This is a genomic window from Parafrankia discariae (assembly GCF_000373365.1).
Lineage (GTDB): Bacteria > Actinomycetota > Actinomycetes > Frankiales > Frankiaceae > Parafrankia > Parafrankia discariae.
This window is the reverse complement of record NZ_KB891103.1, coordinates 272,161-298,014: the sequence shown is the minus strand read 5'-3', so window position 1 is coordinate 298,014 and position 25,854 is coordinate 272,161. Positions and strand designations below refer to the sequence as shown.

The 25,854-nt window shown below is 73.4% G+C and carries 20 protein-coding genes, 1 pseudogene and 1 riboswitch; of the genes and pseudogenes, 16 read left to right on the top strand and 5 right to left on the bottom strand.

Going from position 1 to position 25,854, the window contains the following annotated elements; all coding sequences use genetic code 11:
- Positions 1–345 precede the first annotated feature (345 nt).
- A pseudogene (locus tag B056_RS45910) lies at positions 346–780 on the bottom strand (HIT family protein); the annotation flags it as partial.
- 198 nt (positions 781–978) lie between these two features.
- Here B056_RS45910 and B056_RS0103350 point away from each other — a divergent pair.
- Positions 979–1,368 carry a PPOX class F420-dependent oxidoreductase gene (locus B056_RS0103350; protein WP_018500488.1) on the top strand — a complete coding sequence of 130 codons (390 nt, stop codon included), beginning with the start codon at positions 979–981 and terminating at the stop codon, positions 1,366–1,368.
- A gap of 64 nt (positions 1,369–1,432) precedes the next feature.
- Here the strand turns inward: B056_RS0103350 and B056_RS42320 are convergent, their stop codons facing one another.
- Positions 1,433–2,464: a fibronectin type III domain-containing protein gene (locus B056_RS42320; RefSeq protein WP_018500487.1), complete on the bottom strand. Its 1,032-nt coding sequence runs from the start codon at positions 2,462–2,464 to the stop codon at positions 1,433–1,435.
- A gap of 222 nt (positions 2,465–2,686) precedes the next feature.
- Between B056_RS42320 and B056_RS39240 the strand changes: the two genes are divergently transcribed.
- The 9 genes from B056_RS39240 to B056_RS0103300 all read left to right on the top strand — a co-directional run bounded on the left by B056_RS39240 (position 2,687) and on the right by B056_RS0103300 (position 13,121).
- A complete protein-coding gene (locus tag B056_RS39240; RefSeq protein WP_051105516.1) occupies positions 2,687–3,952 on the top strand; it encodes a serine/threonine-protein kinase in 1,266 nt (421 codons plus the stop codon).
- A gap of 318 nt (positions 3,953–4,270) precedes the next feature.
- Positions 4,271–5,614, top strand: a complete 1,344-nt coding sequence (locus B056_RS0103335; RefSeq protein ID WP_018500486.1) for a ferredoxin reductase family protein — start codon at positions 4,271–4,273, stop codon at positions 5,612–5,614.
- A complete protein-coding gene (locus tag B056_RS39925) occupies positions 5,611–6,159 on the top strand; it encodes an FMN-binding protein (RefSeq protein WP_026239272.1) in 549 nt (182 codons plus the stop codon). Before B056_RS0103335 ends, B056_RS39925 begins: the two co-directional genes overlap by 4 nt.
- A 79-nt stretch (positions 6,160–6,238) precedes the next feature.
- Positions 6,239–7,075 carry an FAD:protein FMN transferase gene (locus tag B056_RS0103325; RefSeq protein ID WP_035749952.1) on the top strand — a complete coding sequence of 279 codons (837 nt, stop codon included), beginning with the start codon at positions 6,239–6,241 and terminating at the stop codon, positions 7,073–7,075.
- A 10-nt stretch (positions 7,076–7,085) separates the two neighbouring features.
- Positions 7,086–7,775, top strand: a complete 690-nt coding sequence (locus tag B056_RS0103320; RefSeq protein WP_018500482.1) for a response regulator transcription factor — start codon at positions 7,086–7,088, stop codon at positions 7,773–7,775.
- Positions 7,776–7,843: 68 nt separating this feature from the next.
- On the top strand, positions 7,844–9,367 hold the full coding sequence (locus B056_RS0103315) for a sensor histidine kinase (protein ID WP_230202799.1): 1,524 nt from the start codon (positions 7,844–7,846) through the stop codon (positions 9,365–9,367).
- A 99-nt stretch (positions 9,368–9,466) separates the two neighbouring features.
- Complete coding sequence (locus tag B056_RS0103310; RefSeq protein WP_018500480.1) at positions 9,467–10,330, top strand: SDR family NAD(P)-dependent oxidoreductase; 864 nt, start codon at positions 9,467–9,469, stop codon at positions 10,328–10,330.
- Between the two features lie 370 nt (positions 10,331–10,700).
- Positions 10,701–10,878, top strand: a riboswitch (cyclic di-AMP (ydaO/yuaA leader).
- Between the two features lie 11 nt (positions 10,879–10,889).
- Entirely contained in the window at positions 10,890–11,267 is a 378-nt protein-coding gene (locus tag B056_RS0103305) for a transglycosylase family protein (protein ID WP_026239270.1), read from the top strand.
- Positions 11,268–11,618: 351 nt separating this feature from the next.
- Complete coding sequence (locus B056_RS0103300; RefSeq protein ID WP_018500478.1) at positions 11,619–13,121, top strand: MFS transporter; 1,503 nt, start codon at positions 11,619–11,621, stop codon at positions 13,119–13,121.
- 52 nt (positions 13,122–13,173) lie between these two features.
- On the opposite strand, the gene ppc is transcribed toward B056_RS0103300, so the two are convergent.
- From ppc to B056_RS0103285, 3 genes are all read right to left on the bottom strand, one after another.
- Positions 13,174–16,119, bottom strand: a complete 2,946-nt coding sequence (gene ppc / locus B056_RS0103295; protein ID WP_018500477.1) for a phosphoenolpyruvate carboxylase — start codon at positions 16,117–16,119, stop codon at positions 13,174–13,176.
- Positions 16,120–16,415: 296 nt separating this feature from the next.
- Positions 16,416–17,630, bottom strand: a complete 1,215-nt coding sequence (locus B056_RS0103290) for a M56 family metallopeptidase (RefSeq protein ID WP_018500476.1) — start codon at positions 17,628–17,630, stop codon at positions 16,416–16,418.
- A gap of 13 nt (positions 17,631–17,643) precedes the next feature.
- Positions 17,644–18,204, bottom strand: a complete 561-nt coding sequence (locus tag B056_RS0103285; protein WP_018500475.1) for a BlaI/MecI/CopY family transcriptional regulator — start codon at positions 18,202–18,204, stop codon at positions 17,644–17,646.
- Between the two features lie 155 nt (positions 18,205–18,359).
- On the opposite strand from B056_RS0103285, the gene B056_RS0103280 reads away from it, so the two are divergent.
- The 6 genes from B056_RS0103280 to B056_RS0103255 all read left to right on the top strand — a co-directional run bounded on the left by B056_RS0103280 (position 18,360) and on the right by B056_RS0103255 (position 25,404).
- Positions 18,360–19,904, top strand: a complete 1,545-nt coding sequence (locus B056_RS0103280; RefSeq protein WP_035750086.1) for a cytochrome ubiquinol oxidase subunit I — start codon at positions 18,360–18,362, stop codon at positions 19,902–19,904.
- Positions 19,901–20,893 carry a cytochrome d ubiquinol oxidase subunit II gene (locus B056_RS0103275; protein WP_018500473.1) on the top strand — a complete coding sequence of 331 codons (993 nt, stop codon included), beginning with the start codon at positions 19,901–19,903 and terminating at the stop codon, positions 20,891–20,893. The genes B056_RS0103280 and B056_RS0103275 overlap by 4 nt, the downstream gene beginning before the upstream one ends.
- A gap of 82 nt (positions 20,894–20,975) precedes the next feature.
- Entirely contained in the window at positions 20,976–21,896 is a 921-nt protein-coding gene (locus tag B056_RS0103270) for a CPBP family intramembrane glutamic endopeptidase (RefSeq protein WP_018500472.1), read from the top strand.
- A 248-nt stretch (positions 21,897–22,144) separates the two neighbouring features.
- Positions 22,145–23,683: a CYTH and CHAD domain-containing protein gene (locus B056_RS0103265; protein WP_020572290.1), complete on the top strand. Its 1,539-nt coding sequence runs from the start codon at positions 22,145–22,147 to the stop codon at positions 23,681–23,683.
- A gap of 156 nt (positions 23,684–23,839) precedes the next feature.
- On the top strand, positions 23,840–24,889 hold the full coding sequence (locus tag B056_RS0103260) for an aldo/keto reductase (protein ID WP_035750084.1): 1,050 nt from the start codon (positions 23,840–23,842) through the stop codon (positions 24,887–24,889).
- A 311-nt stretch (positions 24,890–25,200) separates the two neighbouring features.
- The gene (locus B056_RS0103255) at positions 25,201–25,404 is read left to right on the top strand and encodes a cold-shock protein (RefSeq protein ID WP_018500469.1); all 204 of its coding nucleotides are present in this window, start codon (positions 25,201–25,203) and stop codon (positions 25,402–25,404) included.
- The last annotated feature ends 450 nt before the right edge of the window (positions 25,405–25,854 follow it).

Sequence of the window (25,854 nt, the reverse complement as noted above, 5' to 3'; positions counted from 1 at the left end):
CACGTGGCGGCGGCGCCCTGTCAGTCAGGACCGAAACCTCTGTCGTTCGTTTCTCGTCGGGAATCTTTCGGTGGTCAGAAACAGGACCTCTTCGGCTAGAACGAACGGGGAGAACCCGCGGGCGAGGCCCGCGCCGGTGCAGATGTCGGCCACCCGGCGCCGGGTGGCCTCGTCCGCCGCTCGGTAGTCCACAATAACGACGCCGTTCTCGCGGTAGGCTCTGATCGCATCATGGGCATCGCTGTATTCGGCAATTTCGAAGACGGGGGCGTCGAGGACGGGGGATTCGGACACGGAGGATTCGGAGAGGGGGGATTCTTCGTCCGGGCTCGCGTCGTCACGGGGTGCGGGGCCGCTCCGGGTTATGCCTAGGCGCAGCGCCTCGGCGGACCTGTCGAGTTCGCCACGGTCACGCGGGCGCCAGTCCGCGTCGAGGCGGAAGCCGTCTCCGGCGAAGCGCGGAAAAACATGCAGGTGGACGTGGAAGACTTCCTGGAAGGCGGCCACGCCGTCGGCGAGGAACAGGTTGACGCCCTCACACCGCAGGCCTGATCGACGCAGCGCGCGTCCGAGCCGATGGGCGACCAGCCAGACCGCCGCGCCCACCCGCTCGTCCAGATCCTCCAGCCCCACGGCGTGCGCCTTCGGTACGACCAGGAGATGGCCCGGTGTCACCGGCCGATGATCCATGAAGGCCAGGGTGGTGTCGTCCTCGTGGACGATGCTCGCCGCGGCCTCACGGCGGACAATCGCGCAGAACACACATCCGCTGTCGTCCACCTGGTTTTCCGCCTCTCCACCCGGGACTCTGCACGCAGTGTGCCGCACCCGCCGTTTCGGCTGCGGCGGGTTGGAGGAAAGCCGCGAGGGCCGATCCGCGGCGGATCTCGGGGTCCTCCGGAGGGCGACTATGGTCGATGCGACAGCGCCCCGGCCCGGCCTGGCAGGCGTCGCCAGACGAAGCGAAGGAGCTTACGAATGCCGACCATCTCTCCCAGCCACCGCGATCTGCTGGCGAAGCCCCACACGGTCACCTTCGCCACGGTCGGTGCCGACGGGCAACCTCAGGTCACCGCCATCTGGGCGATGCTGGACGGTGACGTCGTACGGACATCGCTGTCCAGGAGCCGGCAGAAGTACCGGAACCTGCTGGCGCATCCGAAGGTGACGCTGTTCGTCATGGATCCGCGGAATCCCTTCCGGACCTTGGAGATCCGCGCCACCGCGGAGATCACCGATGACCCCGACCTGGAGTTCCTCAGCCGCCTCCTCGGTTTCTACGGCGGCAGCCTGGAGACCTTCGAGGGGCCCAAGGAGGACCGGGTCGTGATCACGCTCGATCCCACCCGGATCGTCGAGCTCGGATAGCGCCGGTCCGGGTCGGCGTTGGTCGGCGTTGGTCGGCTTTGTCCAACCGGAACCGGCGGCCGGGTCAGCCGGGCATGGCGGAGGCGGTGCCCGAGTAGTCGGCTTCGCCGTCGGCGTTGCTCGACCGGATCCTGAACTCGTAGGTGTGGCCGTTGGTGAGCTGGGTGACGGTGCTGCAGGTGTCGGCGACGGGGTAGGGGACGCGGTACCAGCCTTCGCCGGTGGTGGTGTCCCGGTGGTACATGACGTAGCCGGTGGCATTGGGTGCGGGATTCCAGCAGACCCGGGCGGAGCCGTTGCCGGGCGTCGCGGTCAGTCCGGTGGCCGGCGGCGGGATCGTGCCGGCCGGCCGGGCCTGGACCGCCCCCGAGTAGTCGGCTTCGCCGTCGGCGTTGCTCGACCGGATCCTGAACTCGTAGGTGTGGCCGTTGGTGAGCTGGGTGACGGTGCTGCAGGTGTCGGCGACGGGGTAGGGGACGCGGTACCAGCCTTCGCCGGTGGTGGTGTCCCGGTGGTACATGACGTAGCCGGTGGCATTGGGTGCGGGATTCCAGCAGACCCGGGCGGAGCCGTTGCCGGGCGTCGCGGTCAGTCCGGTGGCCGGCGGCGGGATCACCCGCGCGGCGGAACCAGCCCCGGCCCCGGCCCCGGCCCCGGCCCCAGCCCCGGCCCCGGCCCCGGTCCCGGGACGTGAATCGGCTGGGGGTGTGGGCTGCGCCGGTGGCTGGGACTGAGCCGGAGTGACCGGGGGAGAGGGCGAGGCCGGGTCGGGCGGCGACGTCCCGGGAGAATCCGCGGCGGACGTCCCAGCTTCCCCGGGAGCGGGCCGTCGCGGCGCGGAGGCCGTGGCCGCCGTGTCGGGTGGCCCAGCCGCGGGGTGGGCCTGCGCCGCGTCGGTGCCGCCGGCGTCGACGGCGAAGAACAGCGCGCCCGTCGCCGCGACGGCCAGCACCGCCACCGGCAGGGCACACCAGCGGCGGAACCCGCGGCCCGCGGCACCGAAGAGAAACGAACCGGTTCTCCCTATCCGGCCGGCGGTGAGGGTGACAAGCCGAAACCGCAGGTCGTGGGTGTGCGGCGGGGGGCTCCGCTTCATGGGACGCCTTTCCGACACCAGTCAGTCCTCGATCCCGCGCCGCCGCGCCGTCGCGCGCGATTCCCATCCAGGTATCCGGGTACCGGCCGCGCACGGCGGCCTTGTTGGAGATGATGACACCAGCCGATGGCACCGACGTACTTTTCGCGCGGGCGGCGCCCGGCGCGGGGCGCGGCGGATGAGCGGACTGGGGAGGCTGTGGTTTCCGATCCGCAGGGGACGATGGATCGCCTGGTCGCCGGTCGTTACCGGCTCGCGGAACGACTCGGCGCCGGCGCCTACGGGACGGTCTGGCGCGCGGTCGACGAGCTGCTCGACGTGAACGTCGCGGTCAAGGAGATACGGCTGCACGCCGCGGTGACCGACCCGGAGTCGAGCGGTCTGCTCGCCCGGGTGGTCCACGAGGCGAAGGTCGTCGCGCTGCTGCGCGACCATCCCAACGTGGTGACCGTCCTCGACGTCGTCCACGAGGGTGACCTGCCCTGGATCGTGATGGAGTGGATTCCGTCGCGTTCCCTCGCGGAGGTCGTCGGGCAGGAGGGGCCCCTCGCCGCCCGGGACGTCGCCCGGGTCGGCCTGGAGGTTCTGAACGCTCTCGTCGCGGCGCACGCGGCCGGAATCGTGCACCGGGACGTAAAACCCGCGAACATTCTCCTGGGTGACGACGGTCGGATCGTTCTCGTCGACTTCGGCGTGGCCGTGCTGGAATCACATTCCACCGTTACGCAGAGTCCGCTCGGAACGCTCGCCTACATGGCGCCGGAGCGTTTCTCCGGCGCCCGCGCCACATCCGCCAGCGACCTGTTCTCCCTCGGTGTCACGCTCTACACGGCGGCGGAGGGAGTCTCGCCGTTCGCCCGGGAGACCGAGGCCGCGACCGTGGCCGCCGTGCTCTCCTACCAGCCGGAACCGCCGCGACGGGCCGAGGCGCTCGGCACGACGATTCTCTCCCTGATCGACAAGGATCCCGACGTCCGGCTGGGCGCGCCGGGCGCGCGCGACGCGTTGGCCGACGCTCTGGCGGGGCTGACGGGGCTGACGGGGCCTGGGAGCACGGTCGAGTACGGGGAGTCGTATCTCGGGCGGGCCGTCGGGGTCGGCCTGGCCGTGGGCGCGGCGGTCGGGGCGGCTGTCCCCTGGATCGTCCAGGGTTTCGTCGACCCGCCGACCTGGGCCTTCATCCCGGCCGCGTTCTGGTCGGTCGTGTTCGCGGTCTGGACGGCTGCCCTGGTCGCGCCGATCACCCGGCCCGGCCTGCTGACCATCGGCCCGGACGGGATCAGGTGCCGCCGGTTCCCGGACGACCTGCGTCTCGCGTGGAGCGAGGTCGCCGACGCACGTGTTCACGGCGACGTGCTGGAGATCGAACGTCGGGCGGACCCCGAAGGGACGGTGGAGACCTGCCGACTGTGGGAGTTCCACGGCACCTCGGCCGGTGAGATCGAGGCGGTGCTGAGCGCCTTCCGTCGGGAGGCCCCGACCCGCTGACCAGGGCGGAACCGACTTTCGGGCACGTCTCGGCCGGGCGGGGCGACTTCCCGGGAAGCTCTGAGGGTTCGCACAGCGGATTCTCAGGGTCCGGGCACATCGTCCGAGGCTATGAGCCTCACGCATTCCCCGGGTGGCGCGACGCGGGCGGGCCGATCGATCAGTGTCGGCCTGCCGGAACCTCGCGCCCGTCCCTTTCGCCCGCGTGCGGCGGATCCTTCGGGCTCCGGTCCGGAGTCGGGCCCCGCCGAATCCGGTCCGGAGCCGCGGGCGGTTCGCGGACGGTGGCCCGCGCCGGCCCGACTGCCGGCACTCGGAGTGCGCGTCGGGCTGGTGGCCTGGGGTGTCGTGGTCGTCGCCATGTGGTGGCTCGACACCTCGGCGTCGAGCCTCGACGGCGGCGGCCTCCTCCTGACGGCGCTGGGACGGGTCGCCGGACTGCTGGCGGCCTACCTGATGCTGGTGCAGCTCCTGCTCATGGCTCGGGTGCCGGGGCTCGAACGCGCGGTCGGGTTCGACCGGCTGGCGGCCTGGCACCGCGGTCTGGGGACGAACGTCGTGCTGCTGATGGCCGTCCACATCCTGACGGTGGTGTGGGGGTATGGCCTGACCGCGCATCACCAGCCGCTGTCCGAGCTGGTCACGGTGATCATGACCTACCCGGAGATGTGGAAGGCGACCGCGGGGGCGCTGCTGTTCGTCACCGTCGGAGTGGCCAGCGCCCGCGCGCTACGGCGCCGCGTCTCCTACGAGATCTGGTACCTGCTGCACCTGAGCGCCTACGTGGCTGTACTCCTCGTGTACTCCCATCAGACGGCCACCGGCGCGGATTTCGTCGGGCACCCCGGCAACACGCTGCTGTGGCAGGGGATGTACGTCGCGGTGGCGGCCTGTCTGGTGATCTGGCGGCTGGTCCTGCCGGTCGCGGCGGTCGTCCGCCATCGGATGACCGTGGAGCGGGTGGTCACCGAGGGGCCCGGCGTGGTCTCGGTGTGGATTCGTGGACGTGATCTTGATCGTCTCGGTGTCCGGCCGGGGCAGTTCCTGCTCTGGCGGTTCGCCGCCCGGGGGCACGCCGTCACCGCCCACCCGTACTCGCTGTCCGCGCCGGCCCAGCCGCACCGGCTGCGGATCACCGTGAAGGACGCGGGCGACCACTCCCGCGCGATCGCCCACCTGCGCCCGGGGACGCCGGTCATCGCGGAGGGGCCGTTCGGGCACTTCACCGCGGAGCACGCCACCCGGGGCCGGGCGCTGCTCGTCGGCGGTGGCGGCGGCATCGCCCCGATTCGGGCGCTCGCCGAGGATCTCGCCGGGCGCGGCGACGACGTCGTGGTGGTGCACCGGGCGAGCAGGGCGACCGACCTCGCGCTGCGCGACGAGTTCGACGAGCTGTCCGATCGCCGGCCGGCAGTCGGCGGTCCGGCAGTCGGCGGTCCGGACGGCGGTCGGGTGGTGGTCCACCGTGTGGTCGGCTCCCGGCACGAGCTCGGCCACGATCCGCTGGCCGCCCGCTATCTGGCCGCCGCCGTGCCGGACGTCGCCGAGCGGGACGTCTTCGTCTGCGGGCCCGCCGGCATGACGCTCGCGGTCGTCCGGGCCCTGCGCGAGCTCGGTGTGTCCGACGAGCAGATCCATACTGAGGAGTTCACGCTGAGATGAACGAGAACGCAGGCAGGCCCTACCGGGCGCGTCTCGGCTTCGCCTCGCTGCTGGGGGCGGTCGTCCTCGTCGTCGGGGCGAAGTCGGCGACGGGCATCGGCGCGCATCCCGCCGCCCTCGCCGTGGCGCCGGCGGCGACCAGCACGACCTCCAGCGCCGGCTCGACCTCCAGCGCCGGCTCGGGCGCCGGCGCGAGCTCCGGCTCGGGCTCGGGCTCGAGTGCCAGCTCCGGCACTTCGTCCGGGTTGAGCTCGATGGGCGGGACCACCGCGCGGACGGTGACGGGCGACGCCGTCGACACGCGGTACGGGCTCGTGCAGGTCCAGGTCGTCCTGACCGGGCAACAGATAACCGATGTGGTGACGGTGCAGCTCCCGGACCGGGAGCGGCGCGACCGGGAGATCAACGAACAGGCCGTGCCGCTGCTGCGCCAGGAGGTTCTCGATGCCCAGAGCGCTCAGATCGACGTCATCTCCGGGGCGTCGTTCACCAGCTACGGATACGCGCAGTCCGTCCAGTCGGCCCTGGACGCCGCCGGTGTCTAGGGCCGCCGCCGACCCCGGCGTGCGGCCGGGGCGGCCGGGGCGGCCGTCGCGGCCGGGGCGCAGCCACGCCGAACCGGTGATGGGCACGGTGGTCAGCATCGACGTCCGCTCACCGCTCGACCCGGCCGGTCTGGACGCGGCGATCGGCGCCGCCGTCCGCCTGCTGCACCGGGTCGACGAGGATTTCAGCACGTTCCGGGCGACGTCCTGGGTGTCGCGGCTGCGCCGTGGCGAGATCAGGCTCGGCGACTGCCCGGACCACGTCCGCCAGGTGTACCGGGCGGCCGCCGAATGTCGGGACCAGACCGACGGCTGGTTCGACCCCGCCTGGCGCGCGGATGGCACGCTGGACCCGACCGGGCTGGTCAAGGGCTGGGCGGCCGACGCCGCGTCGAGCGTCCTGACCGCCGCGGGTGCCCCGAGCCACTGCGTCAGCGCCGCCGGTGACCTGCGGGTGCGGGGCACCTCGGGCTGGGCGCCGGGACGTCCGTGGCGGATCGGGATCGCCGACCCGTTCGACCGGGCCAGGCTGGTCGCCGTCGTGGAGGGCACCGAGCTGGCCGTCGCGACCTCCGGGGTCGCCGAGCGGGGCGCGCACGTCGTCGACCCGCGCACCGGCGCACCGGCGACCGGCCTGGCCTCGGTCACCCTCGTCGGAGCGGACGCCACGCTCGCGGACGCGTTCGCCACCGCCGCCCTCGCCGCCGGGCCGGCGGCGCCGGCCCTGCTCGGACGCCTCGCCCGGCGGGGCTGGGAGTGGTTGACGGTCGACGCCACCGGGCGGCTGGCGCACTCCGCCGGCTTCCCGGGCCAGGTCACCACGACCGTCGCCGGGCCGGTCGCCGCGACAGCTCCGAGGCCGGCTGTCCGGACGACCGGCTCGAGGCCGGCCGCCGGACGCTCCGACGGGCGGTGACACTGGGGGGATGGAGCGTCCCGTGCGGGTCCTCGTCGTCGACGACGAGGAGGCGATCACCGATCTCGTCGCCATGGCGCTGCGCTACGAGGGCTTCGAGGTGAGCGCCGTGCATTCGGGGCAGGCGGCGCTCACCCGGGTCGCGCGGGAGCCGCCCGACCTGCTCGTGCTGGACGTCATGCTGCCCGACATCGACGGTTTCGCCGTCTGCCGGCGGCTGCGCGAGGCGGGGCGGGACGTGCCGACATTGTTCCTGACCGCCCGCGACACCACCGAGGACAAGGTGCACGGGCTGACGCTCGGCGGCGACGACTACGTCACGAAGCCGTTCGTGGTCAGTGAGCTGGTCGCCCGGGTCCGGGCGATCCTGCGCCGGGCCGGGCAGGCCGACGGCGCGCCGGAGACGCTGCGCTTCGCCGATCTCGAGCTCGACCCGCGGACCCGCGAGGTGCGCCGGGCCGGGCGCCTGGTGGAGCTGACCGTCACCGAGTACCGGCTGCTGCACTACCTGCTGGTCAACGCCCGCAAGGTGCTGACCCGGGCGCAGCTGCTCGACCATGTCTGGGGGCACGACTTCGGCGGCGACGCCGGGGTCCTGGAGACCTACGTCAGCTACCTGCGCCGCAAGATCGACGACGTCCCGCCGGCACTGATCCACACGGTGCGCGGGGTCGGCTACGTGCTGCGCCTGCCGCGGTGAGACCGCCGGCTCCGCCCGGGCGCCCCCCGCCCCGGGGTTTCCCGCGTCGCCGGCCCGTGTCCTCGCGCGTGTCCTCACGCGTGGTCTCGTTGCGGGCGCGGCTGCTGTTGGCCCTGGTCGGCCTGCTGGCGATCGGCCTGGTGCTGGGAGCGTTCGGCACCAGGAACGCCGTCGGGTCCTACCTGCTCGGCCGGCTGGACCGGCAGGTGCGCGACGCCCACCCGGTGATGGAACAGACGCTGCTCGCCGGCGACTCGGACCACGCGCTGTACCACCACGACGCCGACGACCGGGCGCCACGGTTCGGCACCGCCTTCCTCGTCGGCACCTACGGGGCGCTGTACGACGGCGCCGGGCGGCGGGTGGCCGAGACCAGCCCGGGGCCGAACGGCCCCGCGGCGCCGACCCGGCGCCCAGCCGTCACCCCGAGCCTGCTCGCCGCCGCCCCGGTGCGGCCCGACCTGGCGACCGCCCCGCTGTGGACGGTTCCCGCCGAAGGCGGCGGGGACCGGTTCAGGGTGCTCGCCGAGCGCTTCGGCGACGGAGACGTGCTGGTCGTCGCGGTGCCCTTCGCCGAGATGGAGGCCACCCTCGACAACGTCACCAGGATCGAGATCGTCGCGAGCGCGACGATGCTGGCGGTGCTGGCCGTGCTGGCCTACGTCATCATCCGCCTCGGCCTGCGCCCGCTGGCCCGGATCGAGCACACCGCGGGCATGATCGCGGACGGCGATCTGACGCGACGGGTCACCGACACGGACCGCCGCACCGAGGTCGGACGGCTCGGGCTGGCCTTCAACACGATGCTCACCGAGATCGAGGCTTCGTTCCGGGCCCGAGAGGCCTCCGAGCGCCGCCTGCGGCGCTTCGTCGGGGACGCCAGCCATGAACTGCGCACGCCGCTGACGTCGATCCGCGGCTACGCCGAGATGTTCCGCCGGGGAGCGGCGAGCCGGCCCGAGGACCTGGCGATGGTCCTGCGGCGCATCGAGGAGGAGTCGGCCCGGATGAGCGAGCTGGTCGACGACCTGCTGCTGCTCGCCCGCCTCGACCAGCAGCCCGACCTCGGGCGCGGGCCCGTCGATCTGGCCGCCGTGCTCCGGGACCTCGCCGCCGACGCCCGTGCCGTCAGCCCGGGACGGACGATCGAGGTCGACGTCCCGCCGATCCTGGAGGTGGCAGGGGACGAGGGGCGCCTGCGCCAGGCCGTCGGGAACCTCGTCCGCAACGCGCTCGTCCACACCCCGCCCGAGGCCGCGATCTCCCTCACCGCCGGCCGGGACGACACCGACGCCGACGCCATGACCACAACCGACGCCGCGGTCGCGGCCACCGCCGAGACCGTCGTCGTCTCGGTGATCGACCACGGGCCCGGTGTCCCCGCCGACGCCGTCGACCACGTCTTCGAGCGGTTCTACCGGGCCGACGCCGGCCGCTCCCGTGACGCCGGCGGGACGGGGCTGGGCCTGTCCATCGTCGAGGCCGTCGCCGCCGCGCACGGCGGCCGGGTGGAGCACCGGCCGACACCGGGCGGCGGCGCCACGTTCCGGCTGATCCTGCCCCGCTCCGATTCCGCTCCCTCTTCGTCATGAGCCGGCTCGGCTCCGTTCACCCCGATCCGCCAGGCTGATCCCGGCCCGCCCGGCCGGCCGGGCGGGCCATTGGGATCTCTCGGAGCTCGTGGAGGACGCGTGGTCACCTCGGCGGTCGTCGTCACCGGAGCCGCGTCCGGGATCGGGCGGGCGTGCGTGGAGCTGTTCGCCGCGCGGGGGTTCGGCGTGATCGCGGTGGACGTCGACGAGGCGGGCCTGGCGGAGCTGCCCCGGGATCGGGCGGGGGCGCGGATCGTCCCGATGGTCGGGGACGTCTCGGTCGAGGAGACCGGGGCCGCCATGGCGGAGCTGGCGCTCGTGAGCTTCGGGCGGCTGGACGCGGCGGTGCTCAACGCCGGGATCGGCGCGACGCTGCCGTGGGAGGCCCCGGGCGCGATCGACCGGCTGGACCGGATTCTCGCCGTCAACGTGCGGGGTGTCGCGATCGGGATCCGCTCGGTGGTTCCCGTCCTCCGGGCCGGCGGCGGTGGCTCGATCGTCGTGACCGCCTCCAGCGGCGGGCTACAGGGGGAACCGGGGAACTGGGCGTACAACGCGTCCAAGGCGGCTGTGATCAACATGGTGCGGGCCGCGGCGCTCGACCACGCCGCCCAGAACATCCGGGTGAACGCCGTCGCCCCCGGCCTGACCGAGACGGCGCTGACCGCGCGCCACCGGGCCGATCCGGCGTCCGCCGCGGCGGTGAGCCGGCGGATTCCGCTGGGGCGCTGGGGGCGGCCGGGTGAGCTGGCCTCGGCCGTCTGGTTCCTGGCCGGCACCGAGTCGTCCTACATCACCGGGACGGCGCTGGTCGCCGACGGGGGCCTGACCGCGCACCACGGAGTCGTGCCGCTGCCGGTTCCCGAAGCCCTGCCGCCGGTTCCCGCGGTTCCGTCGTCGGCGCCCGAGGTCGAGGTTCCCCGGCCGGCTTCCGTGGCGCCCCAGCCGGATCCGGAGATCTGACCCAGGACGGACGAGATCGCCACTTGCCCGGATCGGGGGCCTGTCGACTGGTCCGGGTGGTTCTCGGACCGCCGCCGGGACCGATTTCAACTTGCTGCTCGCGCAACTTCTTCCCGGGCGGTGAGCCGAATTCCCGCACCGAGGTGAGTGCGTCGTCCACGCTACGCGACATCGTGCTCGGTCCCGGTGGCGGGGCGGTCACGGTAATTGGCTGCCCAGTAAGAAGGAACGCGCCTGCGCGCGTGATACGCCGCCCACGGAGGATCTTCAATGGTCCACCGGGTTGTGTGGCGCTCGTCACAGACCCTTGGCAATTGTTGGTCCGTTGTGTGTAACGTCTGCGCCGTGCTTTCGTTCAGGAAAGCGCGCACCGGGCGTCACGCCGAATCCTGCCCCGCCCGGTGAACAACAAACATCAGGGCGGGAGCGGGGGAACCAACCTTCGGGCGTCGATCACCGGCGTCCTCGGGGTGAAGCCGCACAGTGCGGCCGGGTAAATCCCAGCCCGAACCCGACAGCTAACTTCGCAGGCGTGGGGAGGGGCATCACTTTGTCCGTTATGGCTTCGCGTGCTCGTAAAACCAGTCGTTCCATCCGCCGCGGCCGCGCGCTGCTGGTAGCTCCGCTGCTCGCCGCCACGATCGGCGGCGGAATCGCGATGTCACAGCCCGCCAGTGCCGCGGGTCGTCCGGACGCACACCGTTTCCTGAGCGCGGTTGTGCCCTGCGAGTCCGGCGGTAACCCCCACGCGGTCAACTCGATCGGCGCGGGCGGCCTGTTCCAGTTCCTGCCGGGCACCTGGCACGGTGTCGGTGGGCAGGGCCTCCCGCAGAACGCGAGCGTGGCCGAGCAGTGGAAGCGCGCGCACATCCTGTACGCGCAGCAGGGAACCAGCCCGTGGTACTCCTCGAAGAGCTGCTGGGGCCACAAGATCTGACCCGGCCCCCAGGGCTCTGACGCGGCCCGTCGAACGGGGCGGCCAGGTGACGGACCAACCTGGCTGATTCCTGGCTGATCCCTGGCCGAGCGCAGAAGATGGTCCGCGGAACGCGATCGGCGGCCCGGGTGTCAGCACTGACACCCGGGCCGCCGGCGTCTCACCGTTAAATGATCGCGCCCTTGGCCCACAGAAATGAATCAGCACGGAGCATTTGATCGTGATGGCGCCTTCCGGGGGAGGTCTTCGCCACTGACCGGGCGGCCGGCCAGGTGGCTGCCGTACGCTGAGCAGTCGTCCGCTGGCGCACTGGCGGCCGAGTCGGCGGCGGCCGGAGAGGTGGGGCTGTCAATGGCCGAGCCGACCAGTCGGCGCAGGCTCGCCGTCCTGGCGGTCTGCTGCATGAGCCTGCTGATCGTGGGCCTCGACAACACCATCGTGAACGTGGCCCTGCCGGCGCTGCGTCGAGATCTCGGGGCCTCACCGGCCGGCCTGCAATGGACGATCGACAGCTACACCCTCGTGCTGGCCAGCCTGCTCATGCTCGGCGGTTCGACCGGTGACCGGCTCGGCCGCCGCCGGATCTTCCAGACCGGGCTGGTCCTGTTCACCGCCGGATCGCTGCTGTGCAGCCTCGCCCCCGGGCTCGGCTGGCTGGTGGCCTTCCGAATGCTGCAGGCCGTCGGCGGCTCGATGCTGAATCCGGTGGCGATGTCCATCATCACCAACACGTTCACCGATCCCCGGGAGCGGGCCCGCGCCATCGGTGTCTGGGGGGCGGTGATCGGGATCAGCATGGCGCTCGGCCCGGTGCTCGGCGGCATCCTCGTCGAGACGGTGAGCTGGCGGGCGATCTTCCTGATCAACATCCCGGTCGGGCTCGTCGCGCTGGTACTCACCCGCCGGTTCGTCCCGGAGTCCCGCGCGCCGAGCCCGCGCCGCCTGGACCCCGTCGGGCAGCTCCTGGTGATCGCCGTTCTCGCCACCCTCACCTACTCGATCATCGAGGCGCCCGAGGCCGGCTGGACGTCCGCCGGCACGCTCGTCCTGCTCGCGGTGGCGATGGCCGCGGCGGCGCTGCTGGTCGGCTACGAGTCGCGGCGCACCGAGCCGCTGTTGGACGTCCGTTTCTTCCGCAGCGTGCCCTTCTCCGGCGCGACGGCGATCGCGGTGTGCGCGTTCGGCGCCCTCGCCGGCTTCCTCTTCCTCAACACGATCTACCTGCAGGATGTCCGCGGGTACTCGGCGTTGCACGCCGGCCTGCTGACCCTGCCGATGGCACTGGCCACCCTGGTGGCCGCACCGCTGTCCGGACGGGCGGTGGGCCGGTTCGGCCCGCGGCCGTCGCTGCTCGCCGCGGGTGTCGCCCTGACCGCCGGCAGCGCGGCGATGACGGACCTGTCCGCGCGGACCTCCGTCGCCGCCCTGGTGGTCGCCTACCTCCTGTTCGGGGTGGGCTTCGGCCTGGTGAACGCGCCGATCACCAACACGGCCGTCTCCGGGATGCCGCTCGCGCAGGCCGGGGTCGCGGCGGCGGTCGCCTCGACGAGCCGCCAGATCGGCCAGTCGCTGGGCGTGGCCGTGATCGGCTCCGTCGCGGCCGTGACCGCGACGGCCGGGGCCGTCGGGGCCGTCGCCGGCGGCTCGGTGGCCGGGATCGATCCCACCAGCCCGGCGGCCTGGTGGGCGGTGGTCGCGGCCTGCGGCACCGTCCTGGCCCTGGGCTTCGCGACGACGGGCACCTGGGCCAGGCGCACCGCCGACCAGACCAGAGCCCGGCTCATGGCCACCCCCGCCCCCGAACAGGCCGCCGTCCCGCGGGCCGGCGCCCAGCCCGATCCGGCGGGGCGGTAGGCCGGACGGGTCGGCGGGCCAGCCGGGGCGGCGGGTCGTGCGGGGCGGCGGGTCAGCCGGTGTTGCGCAGGCCGGCGGCTATGCCGTTGATGGTCAGCAGGAGGCCGCGGCGCAGCTGGGGGTCGGCGGTGTCGCCGGCCGCCCGGGTGCGGGCCAGCAGGGAGACCTGCAGCGCGTGCAGCGGGGCCAGGTAGGCGTCCCGGACGAGCAGGGTGTGGCGCAGCACCGGCGCCGTCTCGAGCAGGCCGGCCTGCCCGGTGACGGCCAGCACCTCCCGCACCGTCCGCTCGTGCTCGTCCCGGATGACGTCGAACAGCCCGGCCGTGACCGGGTCGACCAGCGCCGAGACGTAGCGCTGGGCGATCGCCAGGTCCGACTTCGCCAGGGTCATCTGGACGTTGCCGAGGAACGTCCGGAAGAAGTGCCAGGAGCGGTACATCTCGGCCAGCTCCCCGCCCGCGCCGGCCTCGCGGGCCGCCGCCAGCCCGGAGCCGACCCCGAACCAGCCGGGCAGGATGATCCGGGCCTGGGTCCAGCCGAACACCCAGGGGATGGCCCGCAGGTCCGCCAGCCCCCCGGAGCCGCCGGGGCGCCGCGCCGGGCGGGAGCCGATGTTGAGGTTGCCGAGTTCCTCCACCGGCGTGGCCGCCAGGAAGAACGGGACCAGGGCCGGGTCGGCGACGAGCGAGCGGTAGGCGCCCTGGGCCGCGTCCGCGACCGCGGTCATGGTCTCGTTCCAGCCGGCGATCGCCTGTCCGGGGAGCCGGGAGGTGCGGTGCAGGATGGACGCCTCCACCACCGCCGACAGGGTGATCTCCAGGTTCTGCCGGGCCAGCTGCGGCAGGGTGTACTTGTCCGAGATCACCTCGCCCTGCTCGGTGACCTTGATCGGCCCGTCCAGGGTGCCGAACGGCTGGGCGAGGATCGCCTCGCCGGAGGGGCCGCCGCCGCGGCCGACCGATCCGCCGCGGCCGTGGAAGAGCCGCAGCACGACCCCGTGCGCGCGGGCGGTGTCCCGCAGCTCGCGCTGGGCCTTGTGGATCTCCCACTGGGACGCGGTGATGCCGGCGTCCTTGGACGAGTCCGAGTAGCCGAGCATGACCTCCTGCACGTCGCCGCGGGCCGCGACGAGCGCCCGGTAGGACGGGTCGGTGAGCAGCCGGTCGAGCAGCGTCCCCGCGGCGCGCAGCTCGGCCACGGTCTCGAACAGCGGCACGAACCCGATCCGCGCCCACGCGACCACCGGCACCGCCGTCCCCGCTGGTACCGCCGTCCCCGCCGGCACCGTGGGCCCGTCCCGTTCCGGGCCGCCTCCCGGGCCGCCGGACGTCCCCGGTGGCCGGCCGAGGCCGACCAGGCCGGCCTCGCGGGCGAGCACGGCGACGGCCAGGATGTCGTCGGCGTCGCGGGTCATCGAGACGATGTAGCTCTCGATGACGCCGTCGCCGTACTGGTCCAGCGCGTGGCGCACCGTGGTGAGCAGTTCGAGGGTGCGCGCCACCCGCTCGGGCAGCCGCGGCGGGACGGCGCCGAGCAGCGGCCGGCGCCCCGCCAGCTCGGCCGACAGCAGCGCGAGCCGGGCCGGCCGGTCCAGGTCGCGGTAGGGGACGTCCAGCTCGGCGAGCTGGTCGTAGATCGCGCCGAGGGCGGCGTGGTGGGCGTCGGCGTGCTCGCGGATGTCGAGGGTGGCCAGCGAGAGACCGATGGCGCTCGCCGTGCGGATGACGCGTCGCAGCGGGCCGTTCGCGACGAGCTCGCCGTGGCTCGCGGCGAGGGAGACCCGCATGAGCTCCAGCTCGTCCACCAGGTCGGTGGGCCGCAGGTAGTCCTTGCCGGGGACGTGCGGCGCGCCGGCGGCCAGCCGGGCCCGGGTGCCGGCCAGCCGCGCCAGGATGTAGCTGCACTTGAGCCGGTACGGCTCCTCGGCGTTGAGCCGGATGAAGCGGTCGTACACCTCGGGCAGCGCGGCGCGGTCCGCGGCCAGCGCGGCGAGCAGGTCGGCGCTGACCTCCCCGACCACCCGGGTGGACGCCGTCAGCTCCCGGACCAGCCGGTCGACGAGGGCGGTGAGGACCCGGATACCGAACTCGTACTGGAGGTTGAGGACCTCCAGAGTGACCTCCGGGGTGACGTTCGGGTTGCCGTCGCGGTCGCCGCCGGCCCACGAGCCGAAGGCCAGCGGACGGGCGGTCACCGGCAGCTCGACCCCGATCCCGGCGAACGCGGTGTCGAGTTCCTCCAGCAGGTCGGGCAGGACCTCGGTGGCGATCGAGGCGAGGTAGTACGCGGCCGAGCGTGCCTCGTCCGTGGGCTTCGGCCGCTCCACCCGCAGCTCGTCGGTCTGCCAGAGGACGTCCACCAGCTCGGCGAGGCGGCGGCCCAGCCGCTCGTCGTCGGCGCCGGGGCGGCGCGGGTCGTCGGTGGCGTCGAGCAGGTCGGCGATGCCGCGCAGCGTGTCCAGGACGGACCGGCGGCTGGCCTCGGTGGGATGCGCGGTGAAGACCGGGCGCAGCTGCAGGCGCCGCATGACCTCGGCCGGCAGGTCCGGGTCGACGGACCCCCGCTCCACCGCCTCGGCGATGCGGTCGGCGAGGTCGCGCAGCCGGCCGCGCGGGCGGTCGGAGATCTCCCGGGCCCGGTGCAGCTGTTCGGTGATGTTCGCGAGCTGGAAGTAGGCGGTGAACGCGCGGGCCAGCAGGCTCGCCTGCCGCGCGTCGACACCGTCCAGGACGGCGGCGAGCTCGGCGCCGCCATCCTCGCCGCGGGCGAGCAGGCGGACCCGTTCGACCAGCGCGAGCAGCTCCGGGCCCTCGTGGCGGGTGAGGGCCTCGCCGAGCAGCGCGCCGAGGCGGCGCACGCCGGCCCGGACCGCCGCGTGGCGCGCGTCGGAGGACACGCCGCCGGAGAAGCCACCCGGGTCCTGGGCCTGCTGGTCCGGGCGCCCGTCCGCCGGGCTGTCGGTGCTCGCCGTTCCGGGGATGCCAGGTGTGGTTGTCACGCCGCCGTCTCCGATGGGTTGAAGTCGCGGAAGAGCTCTCCGCGACAGCGATCAGGTGAGGACGTGTCTGCGGGGGCAGGTGCGGGTGCGGTGCCCGTGCGGGTTCCGCGCGTGGGGCGGTGCGGGTGCGGGGTCGGGGCTCGCTGTCCGGATCCGGCGACGGCGGTGTCGCCGCGCTGGCGGGCGGGCTGCCGCCCTGCCGGCGTACCTGTCCAGTCTGCCGACTGTGTGCGCTTCTGTGATACCCGGGCCGCCGGAAAGCTCAGGTGAACGGCAGGCTCAGGTGACCGGAAAGCTCAGGTGAGGAGCAGGATCACCGGGGTGAGGAACACCACCGCGGCGGTGAGGTAGGCGGTCCCGGGCAGCCAGATCGGGACGGTCGGCGGGTCGAGCAGCCGGGCGATCCGGGCGACGACCGGTGTCCGCACACCCGCGTTGCGCGCCGGGTCGGTGCGGTCCGTGGCCACCGCGGCGGCGGCGGCCGCCAGCCGACCCACGCCGGCGACTCCGAGCACGGCGGGTGACTCCGGCGGGCTCACCGGCCCGAGGTCGGCCGGTCCAAGGTCGGCCGGTCCGGAGTCGGCCGGTCCGGAGTCCGCCGGTCCGACCGGGCCCGTCGCGCTCAGCGTCCCGGCGGGTACCGGCGCACGGGTGACACCGAGTCGGGCGAGCGCCCGGGCCAGGGTTCGCCCGCAGGTGCGCCGGGCGGCGGCGTCGTCCGCGAGCATCTCGACCAGCAGCGAGACGGCGGCGGTCGCCTCGCGGGCCGGGCGCAGGAAGGGGAAGGTGCGCTCCCAGGCGACGAACGGCTGGATGACCAGGTCGTGCCGGCCGCTGACGTGCGCCTCCTCGTGCGCCAGGACGGCGTCCAGCTCCTCCGGGGTCAGCGTCCGCAACAGGCCCGCGGAGACGACGACCCGCGCGTGGCGTACCCCGGGGACGCAGTAGGCGACGGCGACGGGATGATCCAGGATCCGCAGCCGGGTGCCGGCCCTGTCCCGGTGCTCGCACAGCCGGCAGTCGGTGCCGTGCTCCCCGTGCTCACCGGAGTCGCCCGGGGTATTGGAGCCGCCGGGGTCGCCAGGGTCGGCATGGTCGTGCCCGCGGTGGCGGTGCCGGTGGCCGGCGAGGTCGACGAGGTCCCGGTGCCGGTGCCGTTCGCGCAGCGTCGCCGCAGTCGACATAACCAGCACGCCGAACAGGCGTGCCGCCAGCGCCGCCGCGACGGCCAGCCCGACGAGGTTCGTCCGGCCGAGCCCGACCAGGGGCTCACCGGCGAGCAGATTGGAGGCGTGGTCGGCGAGCGCCGACGGGATGCCCTGCGACAGCGGGGCCACGGTGAAGGCCGCGGCGGCCAACAGGGCGGAGACCCCACCCGCGAGACCTATCGCCTGCCACAGCACGATCGCCGCCCGCGGGCAGCGGTGCGGCCACCGCGCGGCGGCCAGCAGGCGCGGAACCGGCCAGGCCAGCGCGCCCGCGAACAGGGCGAGAAGGGCCGCGGTCGTCATGTCCCGGCAGACGCTACCGCTCGGCCGCCGGGAGTTGTACCGGTCGCGCCTCGGCCGAGGCGCGCGATCCTCCGGACGTGCTGGCTGGAGTGGTCGTCGCGGCGCCGTCGGTGACGTCGGTGACGTCCGCCGGCCCCCCGACGGTGGTCGTCGCCGAGCCCGCCGAGGCACTCGGGCTCGGGTCGTTCGGGCTCGGGTCGCCCGGGCCACTCGCTTCGGCGGGGGTGGCCGGCTCCAGCGCGCGGCGCAGGATCTCGGCCTCCTCGGCGGAGACGGAGCCGACGAAGCGGACGAGGGCCGAACCGCGGTCGTCGGCGGTGCCGAGGGCTTCCAGCATCGCCTCGGCGACGACGGTCTCGCGGCTGTCGGTCGCCGCGTAGCGGTGGGCGCGGGCGGCCCGCTGACGCCGGACGAAGCCCTTGCGCTCCAGCCGCTCCAGCACCGTCAGCACGGTGGTGTAGGCGAGGTCGCGCTCGTGGTGCAGGCGGGCGGCCACGTCGCGTGCGGTCAACCAGTCGTCGGCCGACCACAGGACGTCCATGACAGACCGTTCCAGGTCACCCAGGCGTGCCATGGGACCGATCCTACGCCGCGTAGAAGTTCTTGCCCGGAACTTCGTCGAGCTCGGTAGATCTCACAACGAAAAAATCTTCTACCAAACGTAGAATCTTCTACGTAATGTAGAAGAACGCGACGGGCGTGCTGCCGCCCACGGTGGAGGAGGTCCAGATGGTCCATGCCGCCGAAGTTCTCTCCCACGTCGCGGCTCTCGCCCAGGCCGCGGACCCGCCCCAGGCGAGCTCCGGGTCCACCAACCTGGCTCGGGCGCAGACCGCGTTCTCGCTGGCGTTCCACATCTGTTTCGCGGTGTTCGGCGTCGGCATGCCATGGCTCCTGCTGTTCGTCGAGGGGCGCTGGGTCCGCACCCGCGACCCGGTCTGGCTCGCGCTGACCCGCAAGTGGTCCAGGGCCTTCGCGGTCCTGTTCGCCGTCGGCGCCGTCTCCGGGACGGCGCTGTCCTTCGAGTTCGGCCTGCTGTGGCCGGCCTTCATGGCCCGCTACGGCGGGGTGCTGGGACTGTCGTTCACGCTGGAGGGCTTCGCGTTCTTCGCCGAGGCGATCTTCATCGGCATGTACCTCTACGGCTGGAAGCGCCTGTCGGCCCGCACGCACTGGCTCACGCTGTGGCCGATCGCCATCGCCGGCACGTTCTCGACTCTGTTCATCATCACGGCGAACGCCTGGATGAACACCCCCGGGCACGTCACAGAGGTCGACGGCAAGGTCGTTTCGGCGGAGCCGTTCGCCCCGTTCCTGGCCGCCACCGCGCCGCATCAGCTCATCCACATGCTGCTGGCCGCACTGATGTGCACCGGAGGCATCGTCGCGGGCGTGTACGCCGTCGGCATGCTGCGCGGCCGGCGCGACGCGTATCACCAGCGGGGACTGCGCGTCGGTCTGGCCGTCCTGCTCGTCTGTGCCCCCCTGCAGCTGATCGTCGGTGACTGGGCCGCCCGGGTGGTCGGCAACGAACAGCCGATCAAGCTCGCCGCGATGGAGGGGCTCGGGCACACCCGCACGCACGCCCCGCTGACCATCGGCGGGATCTACGACGAGCGGACCGGCGAGGTCCGGCACGGCATCGAGGTCCCCGACCTGCTGTCCCTCATGCAGGGGTTCAGCGCCGACCACGAGATCACCGGGCTCACCGCCGTCCCGCCCGAGGAGCGGCCCAACGCCGTGCTGGTGCACTCGGCCTTCAACGTGATGGTCGGCCTCGGGATGGCGCTGATCGCGTTGTCCCTGGTCACCGGGGTTGTCGTGCTGCGCCGGCGGCGGCGTGGCCAACGCCCGCTGCTACCCACCGGAAGACCGTGGCTCTGGGCGGCCGCGGCCTCGGGACCGGCGTCCGTGCTGGCGATGCTCGCCGGCTGGGAGGTCACCGAGGGCGGTCGCCAGCCCTGGATCGTCTACGGCCGGATGCGGGTCGACGAGGCCGCGACCAGCAGCTCGGGCATGCCGGCGATCTTCACCGGCACCCTCCTGCTCTATCTCGGTCTCGCGGCGGCGCTCATCCTCATCCTGCGCCGGATGGCGACGGGTGGCCCCGAGCTGGCCGCCACCGTGGGGGAGACCTCCACGACGCCCGAGATCCCGGACGCCCGCCCCGCTCCCGTCGCGCCCGGCACCCCCGCGCCGACCACCCCGACCAAACCGACCAAACCGACCACGCCGCGAACCGATCCGTCCGGCAGCGAAGGGGACGTCCGATGACCGCCGCCGACCTGCTCGCCGTCGTGATGGTGATCGGGCTGACCGCCTACGCCCTCACGGGCGGCGCCGACTTCGGCGGCGGGGTCTGGGACCTGCTCGCCCGCGGCCGGGACGCCGCCGACCAGCGCCGGCTCGTCTCCGCCGCGCTCGGCCCGGTCTGGGAGGCCAACCACGTCTGGCTGATCTTCGTGATCGTGATGATGTTCAGCGGCTTCCCGGCCGCGTTCGGCATCGTCGGGTCCACGCTGGAGATACCGCTCATCCTCGCGCTGGTCGGGATCGTCCTGCGCGGGGCCGCGTACGTGTACCGCGCCTACGGCGCCGGCGCGGCCGGGCCGGACCACTGGTGGGGCCACGTGTTCGCGGTCTCGTCCGCGATCACCCCGGTCGCGCTCGGGGTGTGCGGCGCCGCGCTGGCCACCGGTGACGTCGCCGAGGGCGACGCCCTCGCCCCGGTGACGAGCGCCTTCGGGATCGTCTGCGGCGTCTTCACCCTCGCCGTGACGGCCTTCCTCGCGGCGGTGTACCTGTGCCGGGACGCGGCGTCGAGCCCGGAGACCGAGCACCTGGTGCCCGGGTTCCGCCGCCGCGCGCTCGGCGGGGCCGTCGTCTCGGGGCTGCTCGCCGTAGCGCTGCTGCCGCTGCTGTGGTCGGAGGCACCCGTGGTGGCGGAGCGGTTCGCCGAGCGGTCCGTGCCCTTTGTCGTGATCTCGGCCATGGGCGGGATCACGTCGCTGGTCGCGCTCTGGCAGCACCGCTTCACCGCGGCCCGCGTCACGGCGGGGGCCGCGGTGGCCGGCGTGCTCTGGGGGTGGGCGGCCGCCCAGTACCCGGATCTGGTCGTCGGCCGCGCGACGGTCGACTCCGCCGCCGCGCCCGAGGCCAACATCGTGGCGATGCTGATCGCGGTCGCCTGCGGGCTGGTGGTCCTCATCCCGTCGCTGTGGATGCTGTTCCGCCTGTTCGCGAACCCCGAAGTCAAGTCCTGACGGGTGCGTCCGGCCGGCGCCCGACGGTGCGCGCCGGCCGGCCGGCGCCGGGCGCCCGGCCGGCCGCGGCTACCGTCGACGGGTGACGAGGGCCAGCATCGGCAGCGGTCGGGCCGGCGATTCCGACGGGCCGGCGGGCACGGCCGCGACCGGTGCCGCCAGCGCCGGTGCCAGCGCCGGTGCCGGTGCCGCCGGCGCCGAGGCCACCGAGGCCACCGGCGGTACCGGGGCCACCGGCGGCGAGCCGCTGAGTCGGCGGTCCCTGCGCACCGAGATCCTGCTCGTCCTCGGGGTGTCCTTCGGCGCCTCCGGCCTGTTCGCGCTCATCCGCTACCTGGGCGTGCTCACCGCGCAGCAGTCGGTCCGCTCGCAGGTCGCCCGGCTCAACTCGTCCGCCGCGCCGGGGCGCCCCTGGCTCGACCTCGCGCTGCAGGCCGCCTCGCTCGCGACCGCGCTGGTACCGGCCCTCCTCGTCGTCCACCTGCTGGGCCGGCACGGAGGCGGGCCCGCGGCCATCGGCCTGGATCGGCGCCGCTCCCGCTCGGACGCCGCCCGCGGCGCGGCGCTGGCGGCGGTGGTCGGGGGCACCGGTCTCGCCTTCTACCTGGTCGCCTGGCACAGCGGCGCGAATCTGACGGTCGCGCCGTCGAACCTGCCCGACGTCTGGTGGCGGATTCCGGTCCTGGTGGCCTCGGCTGCCCAGAACGGGCTGGCCGAGGAGGTCGTGGTCGCCGGGTACCTGCTGGTGCGCCTGCGCGAAATGGGGTGGGGCGAGAACCGCGCGCTCGCCGCCAGCGCCCTGCTGCGCGGCTCCTACCACCTCTACCAGGGGCTGGGGGGCTTCGCCGGCAACGTCGCGATGGGGCTGCTGTTCGGGCGGATCTTCCAGCGGACCGGCCGGGTGCTACCGCTCGTCATAGCACACACACTCATCGACACTGTCGCGTTCGTGGGGTATGTGACGCTGGCCGGACGAGTGTCGTGGATACCCGTTCCCCGCTAGCGTTCCGCGCTAAGGTTAACAAAAGGCAAACAACGATCGTCCTTTTGGGGCGCGAGCTGGGCACGTACCGTAACGGCCCCCGGTACCCCGGGCCCGTCGGTCGACGGCCCGAACGGCGGGCCAACGCCATGCCACGCCACCGGCCGGGGCGGTCGAGCAGCGCCGACCGATCGCGAGGGCCGGCGGCCGCGGGTGCGCGTGCGGAGCCGTCGAGGCCGCGGGCACCGGGGGCGCGGAAAGGAGCGGGCGTGGGCTCTTCGCGGGAGATCGAGCGCAAGTACTCCGTGGACCAGAGCTTCGTGCTCCCCCGGCTGACGCAGGTGGACGGGGTCGCGACGGCCCGCACCCGCCGCACCGTCACCCTGGAGGCCGTTTACTACGACTCCGACGACCTGCGGCTGGCCCGCAACCGCATCACCCTGCGCCGCCGGACGGGCGGCGACGACGCCGGCTGGCACCTGAAGCTCCCCGTCAGCCCGGGTGTGCGCGACGAGATCCACCGCCCGCTCGACTCGTCCGATCCGGTTCCCGCCGACCTCGTCGACCTCGCCACCGTGCACCTGCGCGGGGCCGAGCTGCGCCCGGTCGCCCGCCTGGTGACGCTGCGCACGGCCCGCCGCCTGCGCGACATGGCGGGCCGCGACCTGGCGGAGGTCGTCGACGACCAGGTGACGGCCCAGACGCTCGGCGCGACCACGGTCGTGCAGAAGTGGCGGGAGATCGAGGTCGAGCTGGGCGCCGGCGACCCGGGCGTGCTCGACGCCGTCGAGGCCGTGCTGACCGGCGCCGGCGCCGCGCTGTCGGCCTCGGCGTCGAAACTGGCCCAGGTGCTCGGCCCGGCGCTGACCGACGCCCCCGGCCCGGACGTGCCACCCGCCGCGACGAAGCTGCGCCGGCGGACCCCGGCCGGCGAGGTCGTCCGCGCCTACCTGGTCGCGCAGGTCGAGGCGCTGCTCGCCACCGACCCGAGGGTGCGCCTGGACGCGCCCGAGGCGGTGCACCGGATGAGGGTGGCCTGCCGGCGGACCCGCAGCACCCTGCGGACCTTCGCCCCGTTCTTCCCCGCGGAGCTGGTCGCGCATCTGGACGTCGAACTGCGCGACCTGGCCGGGGCGTTGTCCGCCGCGCGCGACGCCGAGGTGCAGATCGCCTACTTCGCGGGCCGGCTCGACGACCTGCCCGCCGACCTGCTGCGCGGGGACGTCGCGGGGGCGATCTCTGCCCGGCTCACGGCCGACCAGACCGCCGCGCGGGCCGAGGCGCTGGAGATGCTGCGCAGCGAGCGCTATCTGACCCTCGTCGAGGATCTGCTCGCGCTGGTCAACGGCCCGTTCGTCGGGCGTTCGGGAAAGCCCGCGGAGAAGGTGCTGCCCGATCTGCTGCACGACGCCGACCGGCGGCTGAGCCGCAAGGTCGGCCGGGCCGCCGCCCTGCCGGTGGGCGCCGAACGCGACGGGATCCTGCACTCCGCGCGCAAGCAGGCCAAGCGGCTGCGGTACGCGGCCGAGGCGGTCGGCCCGGTGTACGGACCGCCCGCGGCCGCGTTCGCCCGGCTCGCCGAGTCGATGCAGGAGCTGCTCGGCACCCACCAGGACGCGACGATCGCCCGTGGTCTGCTGCGGGACTGGGGGGTCGAGGCGCAGATAGCCGGCGAGCCGACCGCCTTCACCCTGGGCGTCCTGCTCGGGCTGGAGGAGTGCCGCGCCCGCACCGCCGAACGGGACTTCTTCGACCTGTGGCCGGACGCGTCGGCGCGCCGGCACCGGCGCTGGTTCGCCCGCCGCTGACCCGTCCGGTGCGGGCCGGTCGCGGGTGACGCCGGCTCCGGTCGCCGGTGACACCGGTCGCGCGGTCGCGCGCGGTAGCGGGGGGGGCGCCGGCCGGGTGGGCACCGGCGGCCCGGATCGGGCAGCATCAGATCCCCGTGCCACGAGGAGATGCCGATGACCGCGCCAGCGACCCCGCGCACCACCCGACTGGGTCTGACCGACATGTCGATCACTCGGGTCGGGTTCGGCGCCTGGGCGATCGGGGGGGCGGACTGGGCGTTCGGCTGGGGGCGCCAGGACGACGACGAGGCGGTCGAGGCCATCCGGGCCGCGGTGCGGTCCGGGGTGAACTGGATCGACACCGCCGCGGTCTACGGTCTCGGGCACTCCGAGGAGCTCGTCGGCCGGGCGCTGGCCGCCATCCCCGCCGACCAGCGCCCCTACGTGTTCACCAAGTGCGGCCTGGTCTGGGACGAGACCGACCCGACGCGGCCCCCCGCGCGGGTCGGCGCGCCCGCCTCGATCCGCGCCGAGGTGGACGCCTCGCTGCGCCGGCTCGGGGTGGAACGTATCGACCTCTACCAGCTCCACTGGCCGCCGCGGGACGGGACCCCGATCGCCGAGGTCGTCGGCGCCCTGCACGGGCTCCGCGCCGCGGGCAAGATCCGCGCGGTCGGGGCGTCGAACCTCTCGGTCGCCCAGCTGGAGGAGGCGGCGACGGCGGGCGGCGTCGACGTCCTGCAGCCGCCGTTCTCGCTGATCAACCGGGTGGCGGCCGCCGACCTGCTGCCGTACTGCGCCCTGCGGGACATCGGTGTGATCGTCTACAGCCCGATGCAGTCCGGGCTGCTGACGGGCGGGTGGTCCGCGCGGCGCACCGACGCGCTCGCCGCGGACGACTGGCGGCGCACGGCGGCGGAGTTCAACCCGCCGGCCCTTGAGCGCAACCTGGCCCTGGTCGACGCGCTGCGCCCGATCGCGGCCCGGCACGGGACGACAGTGGCCGCGGTGGCCGTCGCCTGGACGCTGGCCTTCGACGGGGTGACCGCGGCGATCGTCGGGGCCCGGCGCCCGGATCAGATCGACGCCTGGCTGCCCGCGGGTGGCGCGGTGGTGCTGACCGACCTCGATCTGGACGAGATCGGCGTAGCGGTCGAACGTCTCGAGGTGGGTGCGGGGCCGTCTCGGCAGGGCCCCGCGCTGCCTGGCAGCGCGCTCGTGTGAGGACTCACAGCGTTCCTCCGGTCATCCGGGGAGGGTGTTCGAAGTGAGCGGTGGCTTCGGTGGAGTGGTCCGTGGCGCACCGGCGTGACGAAGTCGATGTTCGTAATGCCGAGCCGTGAAGTGGACTTCTTCTGCCGGAGGTCTCCCGCCCGGGGCTGCGTGCGTGTAGCGTCAGTCGTGGCCAGAGTTCGCCAGTTCGTGTCTCAACCGAGACCCGGCGGAACAACGCGGCGGCGAATCGTATCGCTGTCACGTTCGGCCCGGGGCCCGCGCGGTGCGGGTCCTGACTGCACCAGCAGGGAGAACGGCACGTGGCTCAGGGCACGGTGAAATGGTTCAACTCGGAGAAGGGCTTCGGCTTCATCTCCGTGGACGGCGGCGGGTCTGACGTCTTCGTCCACTACAGCGCAATCGATATGGACGGGTACAAGGCACTCGAGGAGGGCCAGCGGGTCGAGTTTCAGGTGACCCAGGGCCAGAAGGGCCCGCAGGCCGACGCCGTCCGCGTCGTCTGAGCCACGAGTAGCAGTAGAACCAGGTTTGGTCAGCCCGCCCGCCGGACGTCTCCGACAGGCGGGCTGACCGTTTTTCGGCGAGATCCCCAGGGTCTGGCGGATCTGATCCGATCTGTTCGGAGGCGTCCTACCCGCGCTCTCGGATGGACCCGGACAGACTACGGAACGAGCACGCTTCGCTTCTGAACCGGTTTGCTTCTGAACTTGTTGCCTGCAGTGGCTGAACCGTGTGCGTCTACGTGCGGCGTGAACGAATGACCAGCGCCGATCGTTCCAATGTCTGTGGATCGCTTTGTCGATGCTCCGGGAAGCGTCTGTTGGATTACTCGTATCCGTAAAAGCTTCCGCGTGGAATGCGTGCGGGCGCAAATATCGTGCCCCGGTGAGATACGGCGCGATGCTCCGTGTTGCGAGAGGTCCACGCCCCGCATTGATGTTCCACGCCCCACA